Origin of the sequence: Bifidobacterium sp. ESL0732, assembly GCF_029395535.1 — a bacterium.
GTDB lineage: Bacteria > Actinomycetota > Actinomycetes > Actinomycetales > Bifidobacteriaceae > Bifidobacterium.
Genome location: NZ_CP113920.1, coordinates 618,890 through 635,064, shown reverse-complemented (window position 1 = coordinate 635,064; position 16,175 = coordinate 618,890). Strand labels below are relative to the sequence as shown.

The 16,175-nt window shown below is 54.7% G+C and carries 12 protein-coding genes and 4 tRNA genes; 3 read left to right on the top strand and 13 right to left on the bottom strand.

All coding sequences use genetic code 11. The annotated features are described in order from the left end of the window. Window positions 1-1,012: 1,012 nt before the first annotated feature. Together OZX70_RS02200 and OZX70_RS02195 are read right to left on the bottom strand one after the other, a co-directional pair. Window positions 1,013-1,708 carry an AbrB family transcriptional regulator gene (locus tag OZX70_RS02200; protein ID WP_277181634.1) on the bottom strand — a complete coding sequence of 232 codons (696 nt, stop codon included), beginning with the start codon at window positions 1,706-1,708 and terminating at the stop codon, window positions 1,013-1,015. A 21-nt stretch (window positions 1,709-1,729) separates the two neighbouring features. Beyond that, window positions 1,730-2,353 carry a YigZ family protein gene (locus OZX70_RS02195; RefSeq protein ID WP_277182074.1) on the bottom strand — a complete coding sequence of 208 codons (624 nt, stop codon included), beginning with the start codon at window positions 2,351-2,353 and terminating at the stop codon, window positions 1,730-1,732. Window positions 2,354-2,716: 363 nt separating this feature from the next. On the opposite strand from OZX70_RS02195, the gene OZX70_RS02190 reads away from it, so the two are divergent. Beyond that, window positions 2,717-3,511, top strand: coding sequence for a GNAT family N-acetyltransferase (locus tag OZX70_RS02190; RefSeq protein ID WP_277181633.1), 795 nt, complete (start codon window positions 2,717-2,719; stop codon window positions 3,509-3,511). 317 nt (window positions 3,512-3,828) lie between these two features. Here the strand turns inward: OZX70_RS02190 and OZX70_RS02185 are convergent. Both OZX70_RS02185 and OZX70_RS02180 read right to left on the bottom strand, forming a co-directional pair. After that, window positions 3,829-3,915 (bottom strand) — tRNA-Ser (locus tag OZX70_RS02185). Window positions 3,916-4,097: 182 nt separating this feature from the next. After that, entirely contained in the window at window positions 4,098-4,991 is an 894-nt protein-coding gene (locus OZX70_RS02180; RefSeq protein WP_277182073.1) for an EamA family transporter, read from the bottom strand. Window positions 4,992-5,323: 332 nt separating this feature from the next. Between OZX70_RS02180 and dinB the strand changes: the two genes are divergently transcribed. After that, entirely contained in the window at window positions 5,324-6,880 is a 1,557-nt protein-coding gene (gene dinB, locus OZX70_RS02175; RefSeq protein ID WP_277181632.1) for a DNA polymerase IV, read from the top strand. Between the two features lie 432 nt (window positions 6,881-7,312). After that, window positions 7,313-8,305, top strand: coding sequence for a hypothetical protein (locus OZX70_RS02170; RefSeq protein ID WP_277181631.1), 993 nt, complete (start codon window positions 7,313-7,315; stop codon window positions 8,303-8,305). 194 nt (window positions 8,306-8,499) lie between these two features. On the opposite strand, the gene dapC is transcribed toward OZX70_RS02170, so the two are convergent. From dapC to OZX70_RS02125, 9 genes are all read right to left on the bottom strand, one after another. Beyond that, a complete protein-coding gene (gene dapC, locus OZX70_RS02165) occupies window positions 8,500-9,729 on the bottom strand; it encodes a succinyldiaminopimelate transaminase (protein WP_277181630.1) in 1,230 nt (409 codons plus the stop codon). 478 nt (window positions 9,730-10,207) lie between these two features. Continuing rightward, a complete protein-coding gene (fdxA, locus tag OZX70_RS02160) occupies window positions 10,208-10,531 on the bottom strand; it encodes a ferredoxin (protein WP_277152953.1) in 324 nt (107 codons plus the stop codon). 81 nt (window positions 10,532-10,612) lie between these two features. Next, window positions 10,613-12,172: an amino acid permease gene (locus OZX70_RS02155; RefSeq protein WP_277181629.1), complete on the bottom strand. Its 1,560-nt coding sequence runs from the start codon at window positions 12,170-12,172 to the stop codon at window positions 10,613-10,615. Between the two features lie 221 nt (window positions 12,173-12,393). Continuing rightward, complete coding sequence (locus OZX70_RS02150) at window positions 12,394-13,998, bottom strand: amino acid permease (protein ID WP_277181628.1); 1,605 nt, start codon at window positions 13,996-13,998, stop codon at window positions 12,394-12,396. Window positions 13,999-14,233: 235 nt separating this feature from the next. Further along, the gene (locus OZX70_RS02145; RefSeq protein WP_277181627.1) at window positions 14,234-15,526 is read right to left on the bottom strand and encodes an FAD-binding protein; all 1,293 of its coding nucleotides are present in this window, start codon (window positions 15,524-15,526) and stop codon (window positions 14,234-14,236) included. Between the two features lie 125 nt (window positions 15,527-15,651). Further along, window positions 15,652-15,822 carry a 50S ribosomal protein L33 gene (gene rpmG / locus OZX70_RS02140; protein ID WP_277143788.1) on the bottom strand — a complete coding sequence of 57 codons (171 nt, stop codon included), beginning with the start codon at window positions 15,820-15,822 and terminating at the stop codon, window positions 15,652-15,654. A 49-nt stretch (window positions 15,823-15,871) separates the two neighbouring features. Next, window positions 15,872-15,945, bottom strand: a tRNA-Met gene (locus tag OZX70_RS02135). A gap of 4 nt (window positions 15,946-15,949) precedes the next feature. Beyond that, window positions 15,950-16,021, bottom strand: a tRNA-Thr gene (locus OZX70_RS02130). A gap of 1 nt (window position 16,022) precedes the next feature. Next, window positions 16,023-16,104: transfer RNA gene (locus OZX70_RS02125), tRNA-Tyr, on the bottom strand. Between the last annotated feature and the right edge of the window lie 71 nt (window positions 16,105-16,175).

Here is a 16,175-nt window from a genome sequence, read left to right as displayed (position 1 = left end):
AATTACGGAAAGTAACATAAACACTTGTAACTTTTGACGTATCCCAAGTATTCAAACCATCTATTTGTTCTAGAGCGAAATCTTCTTGGAAAAGAGCTTGCAAACTAGTGTATTGCAAATACTCTAATTTAAGATTACTGAGACTCGCCGAACGTAAATTTGGATTGTTATAGAAAAGGCCAAAGATATCCAAGGCATGTACCGGAGAAGATACTATAACTTTGGTCCAAGATGTGTCAGACGACCAAGGGATTTGGTGTACGTCCCTGACATAATTCGGTATAGTTCCACTTTCCAACTCAAGAACGCAATTGTTGCCATCGTCGCTAAGGTGAATATTATAAAGTAACGTTCCACCTGTGCCCGACCATGGCGTATGAGCAGGAACCGTGTTGCACGTAACACCTTGCGGCGAAACCACCGTCTTAGTTTGTGACGGATCGGATTGAGAACCTACCTGAGCGGAATCGTCCGAGAGTGAGAAATCAGGCTGTTTGGCAAGCCCTCCCTCGATTGAATTTCCGTCGGCGGAAGACGCCGAGCTCGAATGGGGTGAAGCAGGAACAGAAGAAGAAGTCGAAGCAGATTGCCCTTGAGTCGAAGAACCTTGACCTGTCGCGGATTGTGAAGCACTGGATGCGGTTGACGAATTCCCAGCTGCACTTGCAGATTCTGTCGTGTCCCGCTTCTGCGCCGAAGATCCAGAAGCAGGAGGCGTGTTCGAAGTTTCGGCACTGGATTGTGGAACAGAAGATATAGTAGGGCTTTCGGCAGCAAACGCAGCGGGCTGGGCGATGCCGAACGATACGGCCAGTGCGACGAACCCTGTCAGCAGCTTGCCAGTCATCCTGTGCATACCCATACAAGACTCCCTTGCTAATATCGCGATTACAACAACAAACAACTCTGTAAGCAGTGATCAACCGATACGATACCGCGCACTTATCTGTTAAATATACACAACGGCGGTCACAATTTTGCGTTACATAAAAAATATGGCGTAGGGATAATTCTATTGGCCGAGACGACCTGCGGCGGCATGCTGGACGTCGGTCGAGGAGTCTTGCACGAGCCGGGCCAGCGTGGGCTGCCCGCAGTTCGGGTTAAGGGCGACGGCGCGACGGACCATCGACGAAAGAATCGCTGGAGCATCCGGCTCGAATTCGACGCCAAGTTTGCTCAGGAAATCAAGCGTATCCGGCGTGGTTTCGGGGTTTTGAGCGCCTTCGAGACGCATCTTCCATGAAGTTTGCGGGTTACGCAGCGCGGCCTCGCGCACCTCGCTCACCTTGTCTTTGGTAAGCCTGCCGACCAGCCAGTTCTTGTCAGCGGTATTGGAGGCAACGGCTTTGCGGACTTCATCGTTCTCATCCTCGGAAAGCTTCACCAGAATATTTGGGAACGGCATGGTCCGGGCCAGGAAAATGCGGTCTTCGAGCGGGGTGTGCTGGTTGCCGGCTACCGCCTCGAGCAATGCTGTGGAGCGGGAAAATGCCGCCTGATCGGACTTCGGGGGCAACGGCTTGCGGGCTGCGGCGCTCAACTCGGCCGAATCATCGGTATGCCGAAGTTCCTCATAGGTGTCGGTCAGCGGCTCGAAGTCGGAGTCGGCATTCTGCGCGTTTGCGTCATTCGATTCCGTGGATTCGGCGTTCTCTGGCGCATTGCCCTGCTCTTGGTTCGTTTCATCCTGTTCCGTTTCGCTCATGGTTCCAGCTTAACGCGAGCCTCAGAATCTCTCGAGACGCGCACGGGCATTGAACGCCTCGCGAACCCGCGCCTCGAAATCCTCGGCGTTTGCAGCCGGAACGGCGAAATGCATGGTGATGCGATCGGTGAATTCCTTGGACTCTTCCTTGCCGCCAACTTGCTCGAGTAACTGCTCGAAACGGCCCAGCCACGGGTATTCCAAGATGATGCAATAATGCTGCATCGGCACGATCCGCTCGATATCAGCGGCCTTCACCGCCATCGAAGCGGCCGTGGAATAGGCGCGGATCAGACCGCCGGAACCTAGAAGAATACCGCCGAAATAACGTGTGACCGTGACGACGCAATCGGTGAGCTTGCCCATGCGAATCACGTCAAGTATCGGCTTGCCCGCAGTACCGCTCGGTTCGCCGTCATCGCTCATGCGCTCCTTGGTCGCCCCAAGAGCGGCGCCGAAAATCGCTGCGAAGGCGACGTGACGGGCCTTCGGGTTCTGGTCTCGCACGGATTGCACGAACACGAGCGCCTCGTCCAACGTGTTGATATGGCAGGCGTCACCGATGAACTCGGACTTCTTCTCGATGAACGAATCGTGCGCGGGCGCCGTTGCGGCATTTGCAATCGTGGAAAATCCATCGATCATATCGTTTTGCTCACTGCCCATCGACGCTCCCCTGGTTCCTCGATAACCTTATCGATAGTCCACTCTACTTTTGGCTACAGGCACAATATCCTAATTTTCTCGATTACCATACTTTCGAACAACGAAAACGGCAGATTTGCGCCATTTGTGTGATTTGGCACACACTATAAGAAAGTGCTAAATTGTGAAAATTTCTACTACGGCATGTCAATCCTTGAAATTCGGACCGAGCCGCAGATTTTGTCTGCTAGACTGCCGGTTAAGGAGCAAGGGACAAGGGCGTACCTGCGCTCCCCATACGGGTTATCCGGACAACGAACGCACAATCGATTGTCATCGTATACGGCCACTATACTTCACGTTATGCAAATCACTACCGAACGACTCATTCTCCGCCCTTGGAAACACGGCGACCGGCACGAGGCCGAATCGCTGTTCCGCTACGCCTCCGACCCGGAAATCGGGATTCGCTGCGGGTGGATGCCGCACCGCAGCGTCGAGGAGAGCATGGACACCCTCGATAACGTCTTCACCGGCGACGAGAACTATGCCATCACGTTGCGGGAGGCTGACAATAACGGCCAAGCACAACAAGCCAACAGTAGCTCGCGGAACAGTAATGACAACGAAGAACATCGCGATGACCACGGCGAATCACATACCAACGTCACGACCAGCCAGATTGTCGAGCACACAGCAGATGCCAAGCCTGGCGACGACAGCCCAATCGGGGCCATCGAGCTCAAGAAGGCCGAACCAGGCGACCATGCCGGCGAATTCGTGCGCGAAGCCATTGACGCACATACCTTATTTAAGGGTGTGGATCCGGCGCCACTGGAACGCGCGCTTGCCCATTACGATGGCGATCGGGTGCTCGGTTACTGGGTCGGCCGTCCGTTCTGGGGACAAGGGCTGATGACCGAAGCACTACGGGCGATGCTCCGGCACGCGTTCGTTGATCTTGGCTGCAACGCCGTGTGGGGCGGGCACTACGCCGAAAACCCCGCTTCCGGCAAGGTGATGGAGCACTGCGGCATGCGCGCGATATGCCGTAAGGACAACGATTACTTCCCGCTTATCGACGAACATCATGATGCGATTTTGCGGGTGATTACCAAGGATGAGTGGATTAAACGCGACAAAAACCGTAAGGCTTAGTGCTTTCACTAGTTCGAGGGGCCTCGCACTGGCATCAAAACCGGAGCGGGGCACTTTTTGCGTTTCAGGTACCGGCTAAAACCTCGACATCACTATGAATAATCCGGCGTCATTTTGATGTAAATTTGATGTACTCTCGACAGCACTAAGCTTCATAGCAAGTCATTGCGAGTTCATTCTAGGTTCACTTTGTAATTATTTGGGGTGATTTAGCGTGATTTACAGCGAAGTCGGCAACCATGCCAAACGCCCTGAAACGCAAGTCGGGAGTAAGCCTTAGCTTACTCCCGACTGGTCTTTATTTATACCTCTGAAAGCGGAGCCGGAGAGATTCGAACTCTCGAACCGCTTGCGCAGTTAACACCTTAGCAGGGTGCCCCTATCGGCCACTCAGGCACAGCTCCGAGCTGCGAACGCATTCGCGAGCGCAACGTTTCATTACTATAACAGCATCCGGCGACGCACGCCACTCGGAATCTCACCCGTGTCTTCGTCGCTTTTATTTTTATTCGGCTTCTAGCTCGAGAGAACAACAAACACAATCGACAGCATGGCCGAAACGTATACGGTAGAGTATTCCTGCTTTCTACATCGTTTCCGGATCAGGGCTGCGATGGCCGGAGAATGTGATGACGACAGCGACAATGACCAATGCGACACCAGCCATATCGCCCAACGTCGGGATTTCACCGATGACCAAGCCGACCAGCAGTGCCATAACCGGGTTGATGGCCTGGATGACGGAATAACGCGCGGAACTAACGCGGCGCATGATTATCTGGTCGATGATATACGGCAGGAACGAGGCGAAAACGGCGACTACCAGCATCACGCCGAGCAGCTTCAACTCGCCGAATTGCCCGCGGGCCCACGTTGCACTCGGCTTGGGGCTGGCGACACCTTTGATCGCTGGGACCGCAAGGAAAACGGACTGTACCAGCCAACCGATCAGTATGCTCACGCTTAGGGAATCGAGCGGATTCGCGCGCCGGGCCACCATACGGCCGAAGACGATATAGCAGCCCCACATCGCCCCGTCGATAAGGATGGCGACCAGGCCGATCAGAAAATGCGGATATTTAGTCGGGTTCGAGAACGAGACGCCGGCCAGCAGCACCACACCGCACGCCGCGAGTACGATGCCGACACGTTCACGCCAGCTATGGCCGGTGATGACGGCGACGCCGAGCGGGCCGACGAACTCGATCGAGACGGCGATGCCCATATCCATGTTGCTCATGCCCAAATAAAACAGCGTGTTCATCAGCATCACGGAAATGCCCGCGAGCGCGACGATCCACCAATCGCGGGAACCGTGCGGCAAACCGGCACGTTTCGTCTTCGCAAACGGCCGACGACAGATGAGCATAAGAATGGCTACGAAACCGACGCGATACCAAGCGGCCAGCAGCGGATCAAGCTGGGTGAACGCCAACTTGGCGACCGAAGTGGCCAGATAGATCATCAGCCCTTCACCCATGATGATGAGAACCACCGGAATGCGATTGAACACGGCGTCCAAGCGCGAACCTGACAATTGGGCGGGCAATGAGCGTGATTGTTCGGATTGGTTCGGATGATTGTGCTGCTTGGACTGATCGGGCTGATCAGCCTGGTTGTGAGGAGAGTACGAAGACGACGACATAATCATCTAAATTACACCAACCTGCCCAATAGTTGAAAAGTGATTTTAAAGTGTGACGCGCTAGAAATTTCGGCGGTACCCGTGCGCTAACGGTAAGCCAATCCCATCTGCCAATACCAATTTCACAACCGGCAAGAACGATGCAAGCCCGGAATTACAATGGGGGCATGAGCACAGCACCAAGGAACGCCGCCGCGAAACGCGACTGGGGTCACGACGAGACCGGTTGCACAGTGCTGCATATCGACATGGACGCTTTCTACGCGTCGCTGGAAATAGCGCGAAATCCTGAACTGCGCGGACGACCCGTCATTATCGGCTGGCCGGGACCGCGAAGCGTGGTGTCCGCAGCCAATTACGAGGCGCGCAAATACGGCGTCAACTCGGCGATGCCGATGGTGCGCGCAAAGCAACTTTGCCCGGGCGGTGCGTACGTGCGCGTCGATATGCCTTATTATCGCGAAATGTCAAAGAAAATCTTCGACAGCGTGTTCCGGCAGGTCACCGACCAGATCGAACAGGTCTCCGTCGACGAAGGCTATATGGACGTTTCAAGCGCGCTGCTGCGCTGGAAGTCGCCCAGCATCATCGGGGCTTGGATTCGGGCGCAGGTGGCGGCGCAATTTGACATCACCTGCTCGGTGGGTATCGCGGCCAACAAACTGGTCGCGAAAATGGCTTCTACCAACGCCAAACCGGACGGCATGCTGCTCATCCCGAAAGCTCGGCATGCTGAATTCGTGCAGATGATGCCGTTACGCGGGATTCCCGGCATCGGGCCATCGCTGGAGAAACGGCTCAACGAGTGGGGCGTCAAAACCGTCGCCGACCTCGCCGATATGGACGAGACGGCGCTGCTGCAGGCGACACGTTCGAAAATTACCGCGCACAACCTCTATCTCGCCGCTCGCGGACAGGATGAGCGGCCTATCGTCACGCACGCACCGGAGAAGTCTATCGGCGCAGAAATTACGTTCGAACAGGACACACGCGACGCCTCGAAGGTGCGGGAACTGCTGCACCATTGCAGCAACGAGGTCACGCATACATTGCGTAAGAAGGGCTTGGTGGCACGAACGGTGAACGTCAAGCTGCGGTTCGCCGACATGAGCTACTCGACCAAGGCGCACACGCTTGAGCGGCCCATCGACACTGCGGCGGCGATGTACCCCGAATCCGTGGCGCTGCTCAAAGCCATGCTGAAGATGCCCGCCGACGCACCTGATGACGCTCCCCTGCCGCGCGAGGTTCGACTCGCAGGTGTTAGCGCCAGCTCGCTGAGTGACAAAGGCTCCACCCCAGTGCAGCTGACCATCGAGGACATGCTCGGCAGCGGTGCAGACGGCGGTACCGACAGTGGCAGCCAGAATGGTAATACTTTCGGCAGCAACAAGGACAGTGATAGCAACGGGAATGGCAACGCTACATGTGTGAGCAACGATAACAGTGTCGGCAACGACAATGACCACATCAGCAGCGGCAACGGCGACGAACATGCCGAGAAAGACAGTAATCGGCGTAACGACAGCGCTCACGCCGACAACAGTAGGAATACCGACAATATCGGTGATCTCAAACGCAGCAGCAGAAATCGCATCCGCAGCGCCGAAACCGTGCTCGACGCCGTTCGTGATCGTTACGGGACCGGCGCGGCCAGCCTGGGCCTCGAACACGGCGATTGGAAAGCCAAGCAGATCGCCAATAACAGCAAGCCTGAACCATAGCACTTTACTGTATCCACGACTTCCATCACCTTCGCAACTTCATTTCCTTTTGCTCGGAATGACAGCACCTGCGTTGAAAAGCAGAAAAACGAGGGAGTAAATCTGCTTTTTAACGCAAGCCATCCGTACAGTTGCGTTGAAAAGCAGATTTAGGAGGCACGATTTCTGCTTTCTAACGCATCTTGTTGCGCCACTACGTTGAAAAGCAGATTTAAAGGGTTGGTTTTCTGCTTTCTAACGCCATTTAGCATCACGCCGCCATTGCCACCAACGATATGCAGCTTTCCGTTTATCCCCGGAGTTAACCACATCCGGCCTGTTACCCACACAAGTTATCCACGAAACGCCCGGAAAAAGCAAGAAAGCCGATCATTCGACCACACAATCGGTTTTAGCTTTTCTATTTGGGCCAAACACTTTATCGTGGAAATCATGAAAATCAATCCTCGAATCAACGCGCAATTAAGCGACGCCGAAAAACACCGCCGCTGTCTCCATACGTGTGATCATCGAGATCAGCAAATACTCAGACTACTCGCCAAATCAGGCGAGGTCACCCGTACATGGCAAGGTCTGTATGCACGTAGCCAACGTTGGCAACAGTTAACCCGCAACGAACAATATTTCTGGATAATCAACGGCTTGCACCATTGGCACCCCGCTTGGGAATTCGCAGGAATCAGTGCAATCAGTGCCTATGGCATCGAACATCCTTATTGGCTTCATGATGACGGCAAAGTTTTCCTCTCCTCCAACAGAACGCTGGGTTCAAACCGAAACGAACATGTCAAATACATCCGATCCGCTTATACACGCACTGACAACGCAACTAAATCCTCAATCATCCCTGTGGCAGAGGCACTATACAGCTGCGCAAGACGATATCAATTCCATGAGGCATTGCCCATGTTCGATTCCGCATTGAGAAAAAGGCTGACCAACAAGTCAATCATGATGACGATGGCGGAGACTTCACACTCGATACAACGAAAACTACGGCAGCTGCTGGATTATGCCGACCCACTAAGCGAAAACGGCGGAGAATCACTATGCCGTGCCATCATGATCGAAGAAGGGTTCGGGAAGCCCCTTTTACAGCAGGAATTCCAAATCAAAAACGCCGCCGGCACCTGCCGTAAGTATCGTGTCGATATGGCTTACCAGCTATCGGGCCAAAAACTGATAGCCATAGAATTTGACGGCATGGGAAAATATGTCGATCCTCAAATGACAAACCATCAAAGCGTTCGCAGAGTCGTGCATGAAGAAAAAGAACGCGAGATTGATCTACTTACCAAAACTCCAATCACCAAAATCGTGCGTCTTGATTTCACAGAAGCAACGCAGCGCAAGACATTGGTGGCCAAGCTTATCGATGCCGGAGTGCCGCGAATACATCCATTCACGAATCAGCGATCTCACTGAAAAGCTCTGTTGCGTTAAAAAGCAGATTCTCAGTGCATATTCTCTGCTTTTTAACGCAACATATTGTGCAATCGCGTCAGAAAGCAGATTTTAGAGGTGTGTTTTCTGCTTTTCAACGCATACTTCCAATTACCAGCGTTGAAAAGCAGATTCAGGAGGTATTTTTCTGCTTTTCAACGCGAGTCAAATGAGACTCAGCGCCGCAGACGAGCTGCTGCTTCGGCTATGGCGGAGTCGGGGGCGGTGGCGGAAAAGCGCAGGTGCGTCGGGTCGCCGTAGAACTCGCCGGGGCTGGCGATGATGCCCAGATGCGCCAGATCGTCCATGTCTTGCCAGCAGTCGCCGGACTTCGCGCGCACCCAGACATAGAGCGCACCTTGCGGCATGTGCGCGTCGTAACCCGCGGCACGCAGTCCGCCGACCAGCTGGCGCAGGCGCTTGGAATAGCGGGCATGCTGGGCGCGGACCGCATCAGTATCGTGCAGCGCGGCAGCCATCGCAGCCTGAACCGGGCCGGCAATGATCTCGCCGATCTGCTTGCGGTAGACGGTCATCGGACGGACAAGCTCGGGGTCGCCGGCGATGAGCGCGGTGCGATAACCGGCCATATTGGACTGTTTGCTCAGCGAATAGAGCACGAGGATGCCCTCGGCACTGCCATCGCAGACGTCCGGCTGCAGCATGCAGGGCGCGGGGCTTGGCTCATACCCACCAGTCTGATGCATTGACGGTAACAAGCCATCCATTTGACCGTCTACATCACCACTCACAGCCGTATCGAGACACTGATCTTCAGCATCGTTCTCGCCGTCGGCCCACGTGAGCAGGCCATAGCATTCGTCGGAAAGCACCACGGCGCCGATCTCGCGGGCGGCCTTGACGATGCCGTGCAATTTTTCGGCCGAAAGCACCTCACCGGTGGGATTACTCGGCGAATTGACCCAGACGGCTTTGATGCCGGGGACGGAACGCCACGAGTCTACATCGGCGATATCAGCCGCTTTGTAGGTCTTGGCACCGGCCAGTTGGGTACCGATATCGTAGGTCGGGTAGGAAACGGCGGGCTGCACGATGACATCGCCCGGACCGAAATGCAGCAGCGAGGCCATCAGCGCGACGGCTTCCTTTGATCCGACGGTGGGCACGAAATCGGCGTCGACCGCCTTGAAATCGACACCACGGTTCGCTCGGAACCACTCCGAAACAGACTTGCGCAACGTCTCGGTTCCCGCAACGGTCGGGTAACCATGGGCATTGGGGGCGTCGGCACTATCAACAAGGGCTTGCTGTACACTTGCCGGCACCGGATCGACTGGAGAGCCAACGGAAAGGTCAATCATGCCGCCATCGGCCTGAGCCGCAATCTTCTTGTAAGGCGCGACTCGATTCCAATCGTAGGGAGAATCAAACCTGTAAAAACCCATTGCCGTCGCCTTTCGCGTTGCCTTGTTCAGAGAAAAGTCTACTTGCGATGATACCGGCAGCGACGCCAAACGACATGCAAAATATCACATGGAAAACCAATACTTCTGCATCTTTCAACAGCTGACAAACGACTGATTGAGTATCAAGACAGATACAACAACGAAACGGCATAAAGAAATCAAAACGAAACGTTTTCATAAGCGGTCTTAACACATTTTTGGAATCAGCAAGCAGGAAATTAGAGGGGTATAGGCCAAATTAGAATTCTCCCATATTCGATAAACAGCACTCAGATCTTCTTAAAATGCACGCTGGAATCAGCCAGAACCGTATCCGAATCAGCGATCGTTAAACCTCTACGCGAGAACGGGGCTCAGTAGACCGGGATACAGAAAAGATGCAAAGCTGTCGATATAGGTACAACAAAACCGTCGAACTTCATAGAAAGGTGAAGTTTGACGGTCTAGAAAGAAAGTGTCAGTCCTGATTCTGCGGAGGAAGCGCGGCGATACGAGCTTCGTCTTTGCCGGACGGACCGGCGGCCTGGGCACCGCCCAAATCGCCGATATCGTTGAAGTAAGTGACCGCAGCATCCTTGTACCAAGCCCATTCCTCAGGCACGTCGTCCTCGTAGAAGATCGCCTCGGTCGGGCACACAGGCTCGCACGCGCCGCAGTCCACGCATTCGTTGGGATTGATGTAGAGCGTACGGTCGCCCTCGTAGATGCAGTCGACGGGGCATTCGTCCACGCACGCCTTGTCCTTGACATCGATGCAGGGCTGAGCAATCACATAAGCCATCGAGGAGGCCTCCTTACAACCTAAAGTAGTATCAGCCTACGTTTAAGCAACGACGGAGTGAAACTTCAGGATATCGCGACATCAGGCTCTTCGGCTTTCGGCGTTTTCCTCCACAACGCCGGCAAGATCCAGATCCTCTTCAGCCTTTTCGACGTCGACATCGAGTTCTCCGGTGCCTAGACGCGAATGACGATATGAATACCCGAAATAGATGCAGAAGCCAATCAACAGCCAGACCACGAAACGAATCCAGGTCAAGACCGTGAGGTTGAGCATCAGCCAGAGGTTCGCGACGGCAATGAGAATCGGCACCCATGGGTTGCCGGGAATCTTGAAGGAACGTGGCAGGTCCGGGCGCTTCTTGCGCATAATCGGAATCGAAATCGCAACCAAGGTGAAGGCCGAAAGCGTGCCGATATTGACCATGTCTGCCAGTATGGAAACGTCGAACGTGGACGACACAATGGCGAAGAGCACGCCGACGGCAATCTGCAGTTTGGCAGGGGTGCCGTGCTTGCCGACCTTGGAGAGACCACGCGGCAGCAAGCCGTCACGGCTCATCGCAAAGATGACGCGGGTCAGCCCGAGCAGCAGCACCATGACCACCGTGGTCAGGCCAATGACGATGGCGAAAGAAATGATCTTGGCAGCCCAAGTCGCGCCCGCCAGCTCGAAACCGGTGGCCAGCGACGGGTCCTTGGCCTTCGCGAGATCCTTGTAAGAGACCATGCCGGTGGTGACGATGGCGACGAGCATGTACATGACGATGACCATCAACATGCCGATGCCGATACCCAGCGGCACGTTGCGCTTCGGGTTCTTGGCTTCCTCGCTCGCGGTAGCCACTACGTCAAAGCCCAAGAAGGAGAAGAAGACGAGAGCCGCACCGGAAATGATGCCGGAAACGCCATAAACGGTGGGTTGCTGTCCGGTCACCCATTGCAGAAGCGGCTGGGTCATGACACCGCCGGATGACGGCCCCAGTACTTTGCTGGCAGGTTCACTCGGCGGGATAAACGGCGTATAGTTTGACATTTTGATATAGAAGAAACCGACGATGACCACAAAGACGACGATGCCGATCTTCAAAATGGTGAACGCACCGTCGACGCGTGCACCGATCTTCGTGCCAAGCACCAGAAGAACCGTGAAGAACGTAATGACGATCAGTGGCGCCCAATCGAACTTGAACTTGCCAAAATCAATCTCCGTGCTGGCGTGAAAACCCATGAGTCGCAGAAAATCGTTGAGGTAGACGCTCCAATATTTGGACACGACCGAGCCGGCGAACAGCATCTCGAGGATGAGGTCCCAGCCGATGATCCACGCGACGATTTCCCCGACCGTTGTATAAGTGAACGTATAGGCCGAACCAGCTGCGGGAATCATCGATGCGAACTCCGCGTAACACATCACCGCTGCCGCGCAGATGACGCCGGCAATCAGGAAGCTGAGGATTGCTGCAGGACCGGCGTGAAAGGCGGCCGCCTGAGCACCGATGGAAAAAATGCCCGCGCCGACAGCGACGGCCACGCCCATGATTGCGAGATCCCACGCGCCAAGACTGCGGACCAGCTTACGATCGCCGGTGGCAGTCTCCGCAAGTGCCTGCTCAACCGACTTGGTTCTGAACAGTTCCATTTTCTTTTCCTTCCAGGAACCTAAGTATGAGATTCGTCCGTTTCTCGTCCGTTTCCCGTCTCTTTTCGTCTAATCGGTATCGTTGACTTTCATCCGTCTTGAAGTGGAACGGACGAATCTATGTCAAAGTCAACAATCCGACGAATACAGACCACAGATAAGCGTTACGTAAGACCTATGTAAGAGTGTTACCTAAAACTTACGTAAGCCTTACCTAAGGTTTACGCCCTACGGGTCTCGGTATTTTCCTCCGTCAAACCGGCCAAATCAAGGTTTTCTTCGGCGTTCTGCGCGTCCGCCTTTTCCACCTTTTCTTTTTCCTCCATGGCCTCTTTGACATCAGCATCAAGCTCGCCGGTGCCGAGGCGCGAATGGCGATAGGAATAGCCAAAGTAGATGCAGAAGCCAATCAGGAGCCAGACGACGAAACGAATCCAGGTCAAGACCGAAAGATTCAACATCAACCAGAAATTGGCGACGGCAATCAGAATCGGAATCCATGGATTGCCGGGAATCTTGAACGAACGATGCAGGTCGGGACGCTTCTTGCGCATGATCGGTACGGAAATCGCGACCAGCGTGAACGCCGAAAGCGTGCCGATATTGATCATATCGGAGAGGACGTTGATGTTGAAGCAGGAGGCAACGAACGCCACCACAACGCTGGCGGCAATCTGCAGCTTGGCTGGCGTGCCGCGCTTGCCGACCTTGGAGAGGCCTCGCGGCAACAAGCCATCACGACTCATTGCGAAGACCACACGGGTCAGTGAAAGCAGCATCACCATGACGACGGTGGTGAGGCCCAGCACAATGGCGAAGGAGATGATCTTGGCGGCCCAAGTCGCGCCGACCAGCTCGAAGCCGGTAGCCAGCGACGGGTTCTTGGCTTTGGCAAGGTCTTTGTAGGAGACCATGCCGGTGGTGACGACAGTGACCAGGACATACATGATGATGACGAGAACCATACCGAGGCCGAGGCCGAGCGGCACGTTGCGGGCGGGGTTCTTGGTCTCCTCGCTCACTGTGGCGACCGCATCAAAACCGATGAACGCAAAGAAGACCAAAGCCGCGCCGGAAATGATGCCGGAAATGCCGTAAATCGTGGGTTGCTGGCCGATGATCCATTGGAAAAGCGGCTGGGTCATAATGCCGTCGGATGCGGCTCCCGGCACTGAATTGGCCGGCTGGGACGGCGGGATGAACGGAATATAGTTGGAAGGCTTGATATAGAAGAAGCCGACGATGACAACGAAGACGACGATGCCGATCTTCAACAGCGTGAACGCGCCGTCAACGCGAGCGCCGATCTTGGTGCCCAACACCAGCAGAACGGTGAAGAACGCGACGACAATCAACGGGGCCCAATCGAAGGTGAACCAGCCAAAGTTGATCTCGGTGCTGGAATTGAAACCCATGAGGTGCAGGAAGTCGTTCAAGTAGACGCTCCAGTATTTGGCGATTACCGAACTGGCCATGAGCATCTCAAGAATCAGGTCCCAGCCGATGACCCACGCCATCAACTCGCCGACCGTGGTGTAAGTGAACGTATAGGCGGAACCGGCGGCAGGAATCATCGAGGCGAACTCCGCATAGCACATCACTGCCGCAGCGCAAATGATGCCGGCAATCAGAAAGCTGATAATGGCGGCCGGGCCCGCATGGAAGGCGATGGCTTGAGCTCCGACGGAGAAGATGCCCGCGCCGACCGCGACGGCCACGCCCATGACGGCGAGGTCCCAGGCCCCAAGATTTCGTATCAGCTTGCGATCGCCTGTCGTGGTTTCGGCAAGCGTCTGCTCCACCGATTTCGTTCTGAACAGATTCATTGGACTTTCGACCCTTCATACTTCCCGGCCTTACAAAAAGACCTACCTCACCATAGGAATATGACGTGACGAGAGTGTTACCAGAACCATATTTCGGACGGTTTATTCGATGAAAATGAGACAGTTATCGAGTACGATTCCCAGAATAAATACAGTGCGATAGTTTTTATTATTTATACATATTCCTTGGCACTGCAAATTGTCTAGCGACGTGCAGAATTCCAACGACTCAGTTTCAGCGCAAATCCATGCCTACGACCACCGGTTCGGGCACCAAACGGATGCCGAACTTGCCTTCAACGCCATTTTGGATGGTGCGCGCAAGCTCCGCGACATCGTTGGCCTTTGCACCTCCGCGATTGGTCAATGCGAGCGTATGCAGGGTCGAAAGACCGGCCTTGGCCTCTTTGCTCACCTTGTAGCCCTTGTGGAAACCGGCGTGGTCGATAAGCCATGCCGCAGATGTTTTGATGCCGGGTTCACCGCTCGGTAACGTCGCATCGAAACGAGGGGCATCGATCGGCAATGCCGCCGCTTGCCTGCGGTTGAGTATCGGATTCATAAAGAAACTGCCACAACTATGGCGATCGAAGTCGGGCTTGATATCAGAAATATCATTCTGAGCGATGTTGCGCTCATCCTTGCAATCGCACATCCACGGCGAATCATATCTCGAGGAATCCTCGAGCATGCCTTTGGAGGCGCGGACTTTCAGCACCGTGTTGCGAATGGCCGAAATCGGCATCCGCTCCCCCACTTCCACTCCGAGCGCTTTGGCCAACTGACCGAATGCCACCTCGCCGGTTTCGTTGCGTTGCAGGCTAAAAGTTACGGAAAGCACCACATAACGCGGTGTCGGGAAATACTTGTCGCCAGGGGTCGCCGGGGCGCTATACATACTGGATTTGAGGGCCGAGCTGCGATATCCGAAATGCATATCGCCGTGTTCAAGCTCGCAAATACTGTCACTTTCACGGTCGAAAACGCGAACCGAAGACACGGACGAGGCGACTTCCTGACCGTAGGCGCCGATATTCTGCACCACCGACGCGCCCACAGTCCCGGGCACTCCCGATAGGCCTTCCACTCCGGAGAAGCCAGAGGAAACACAATACGCCACGAAATCGTCCCAGTTCACACCAGCCTCGGCCACTATTTCGACTGTATCAGAATCTTCGCCGGCACCGGCCTCGGCCACATTGCCGTTGGCATCAGCGCTCTTGCCGGTGCCCATATTGATATCCGCGCCGGTTTTGGTTTCATTATTACTATTACCGTTCATTACCGAAATGCCGTGCCGCTTATCGCGTACAACGACACCGTGAAAAGGCTTATCGGAAACCAGCAGATTTGACCCACCACCGATGACCAAAAGCGGAAGACCTGCAGCATCGGCATCTCGCACGACGGCCACGAATTCCTTTTCGCTCTGCGGTTCGACAAACCGATCGACAACTCCGCCTACACCGATGGTGGTGAGTTTCGCCAATGTTGGTGTCGTATTTGGCGAATCTGGCTGTGCTGTCATGACGTTGTCACCTGTTCTTTTTCTTGTGGTTACCGCCGATACTTTTGCTATACGCTCGCCAGGGAATTTTCCTGCCCGAGTATGAAAAAAGCCCGACCGCAGTCAGGCTTCCTCAACGCTGAAACTCAACGAGTCTCGCGATGCACAGTTTCCTTGCCGCAACGAGGGCAGAACTTCTTGAGTTCGAGACGATCCGGGGTATTGCGACGGTTCTTGGTCGTAATGTAGTTACGCTCCTTGCACACCGTGCATGCCAGCGTGATGCCCGGACGGACTGCGGCGCTTTTGCTTGCCATTGGTTCACCTTCTGCGTGTTGTTCCTTACCGACTTCTGTCGGTAGTTTGTAGCGGGAAAGAGACTCGAACTCTTGACCTTACGATTATGAGTCGTACGCTCTAGCCAGCTGAGCTATCCCGCCAGAGAGCCTCGGGTGAGAATCGGACTCACGACCTCTTCCTTACCAAGGAAGTGCTCTACCACTGAGCTATCGAGGCGTGGCGGATAGTGGATTCGAACCACTGAAGCTATCAGCGGCTGATTTACAGTCAGCTCCCTTTGACCGCTTGGGAAATCCGCCAATTACTCACTCCGTGACTTTGAGAGCCTCGAAGCAGGCAACTTGACTATAATGGCACGGACCGCAGACGG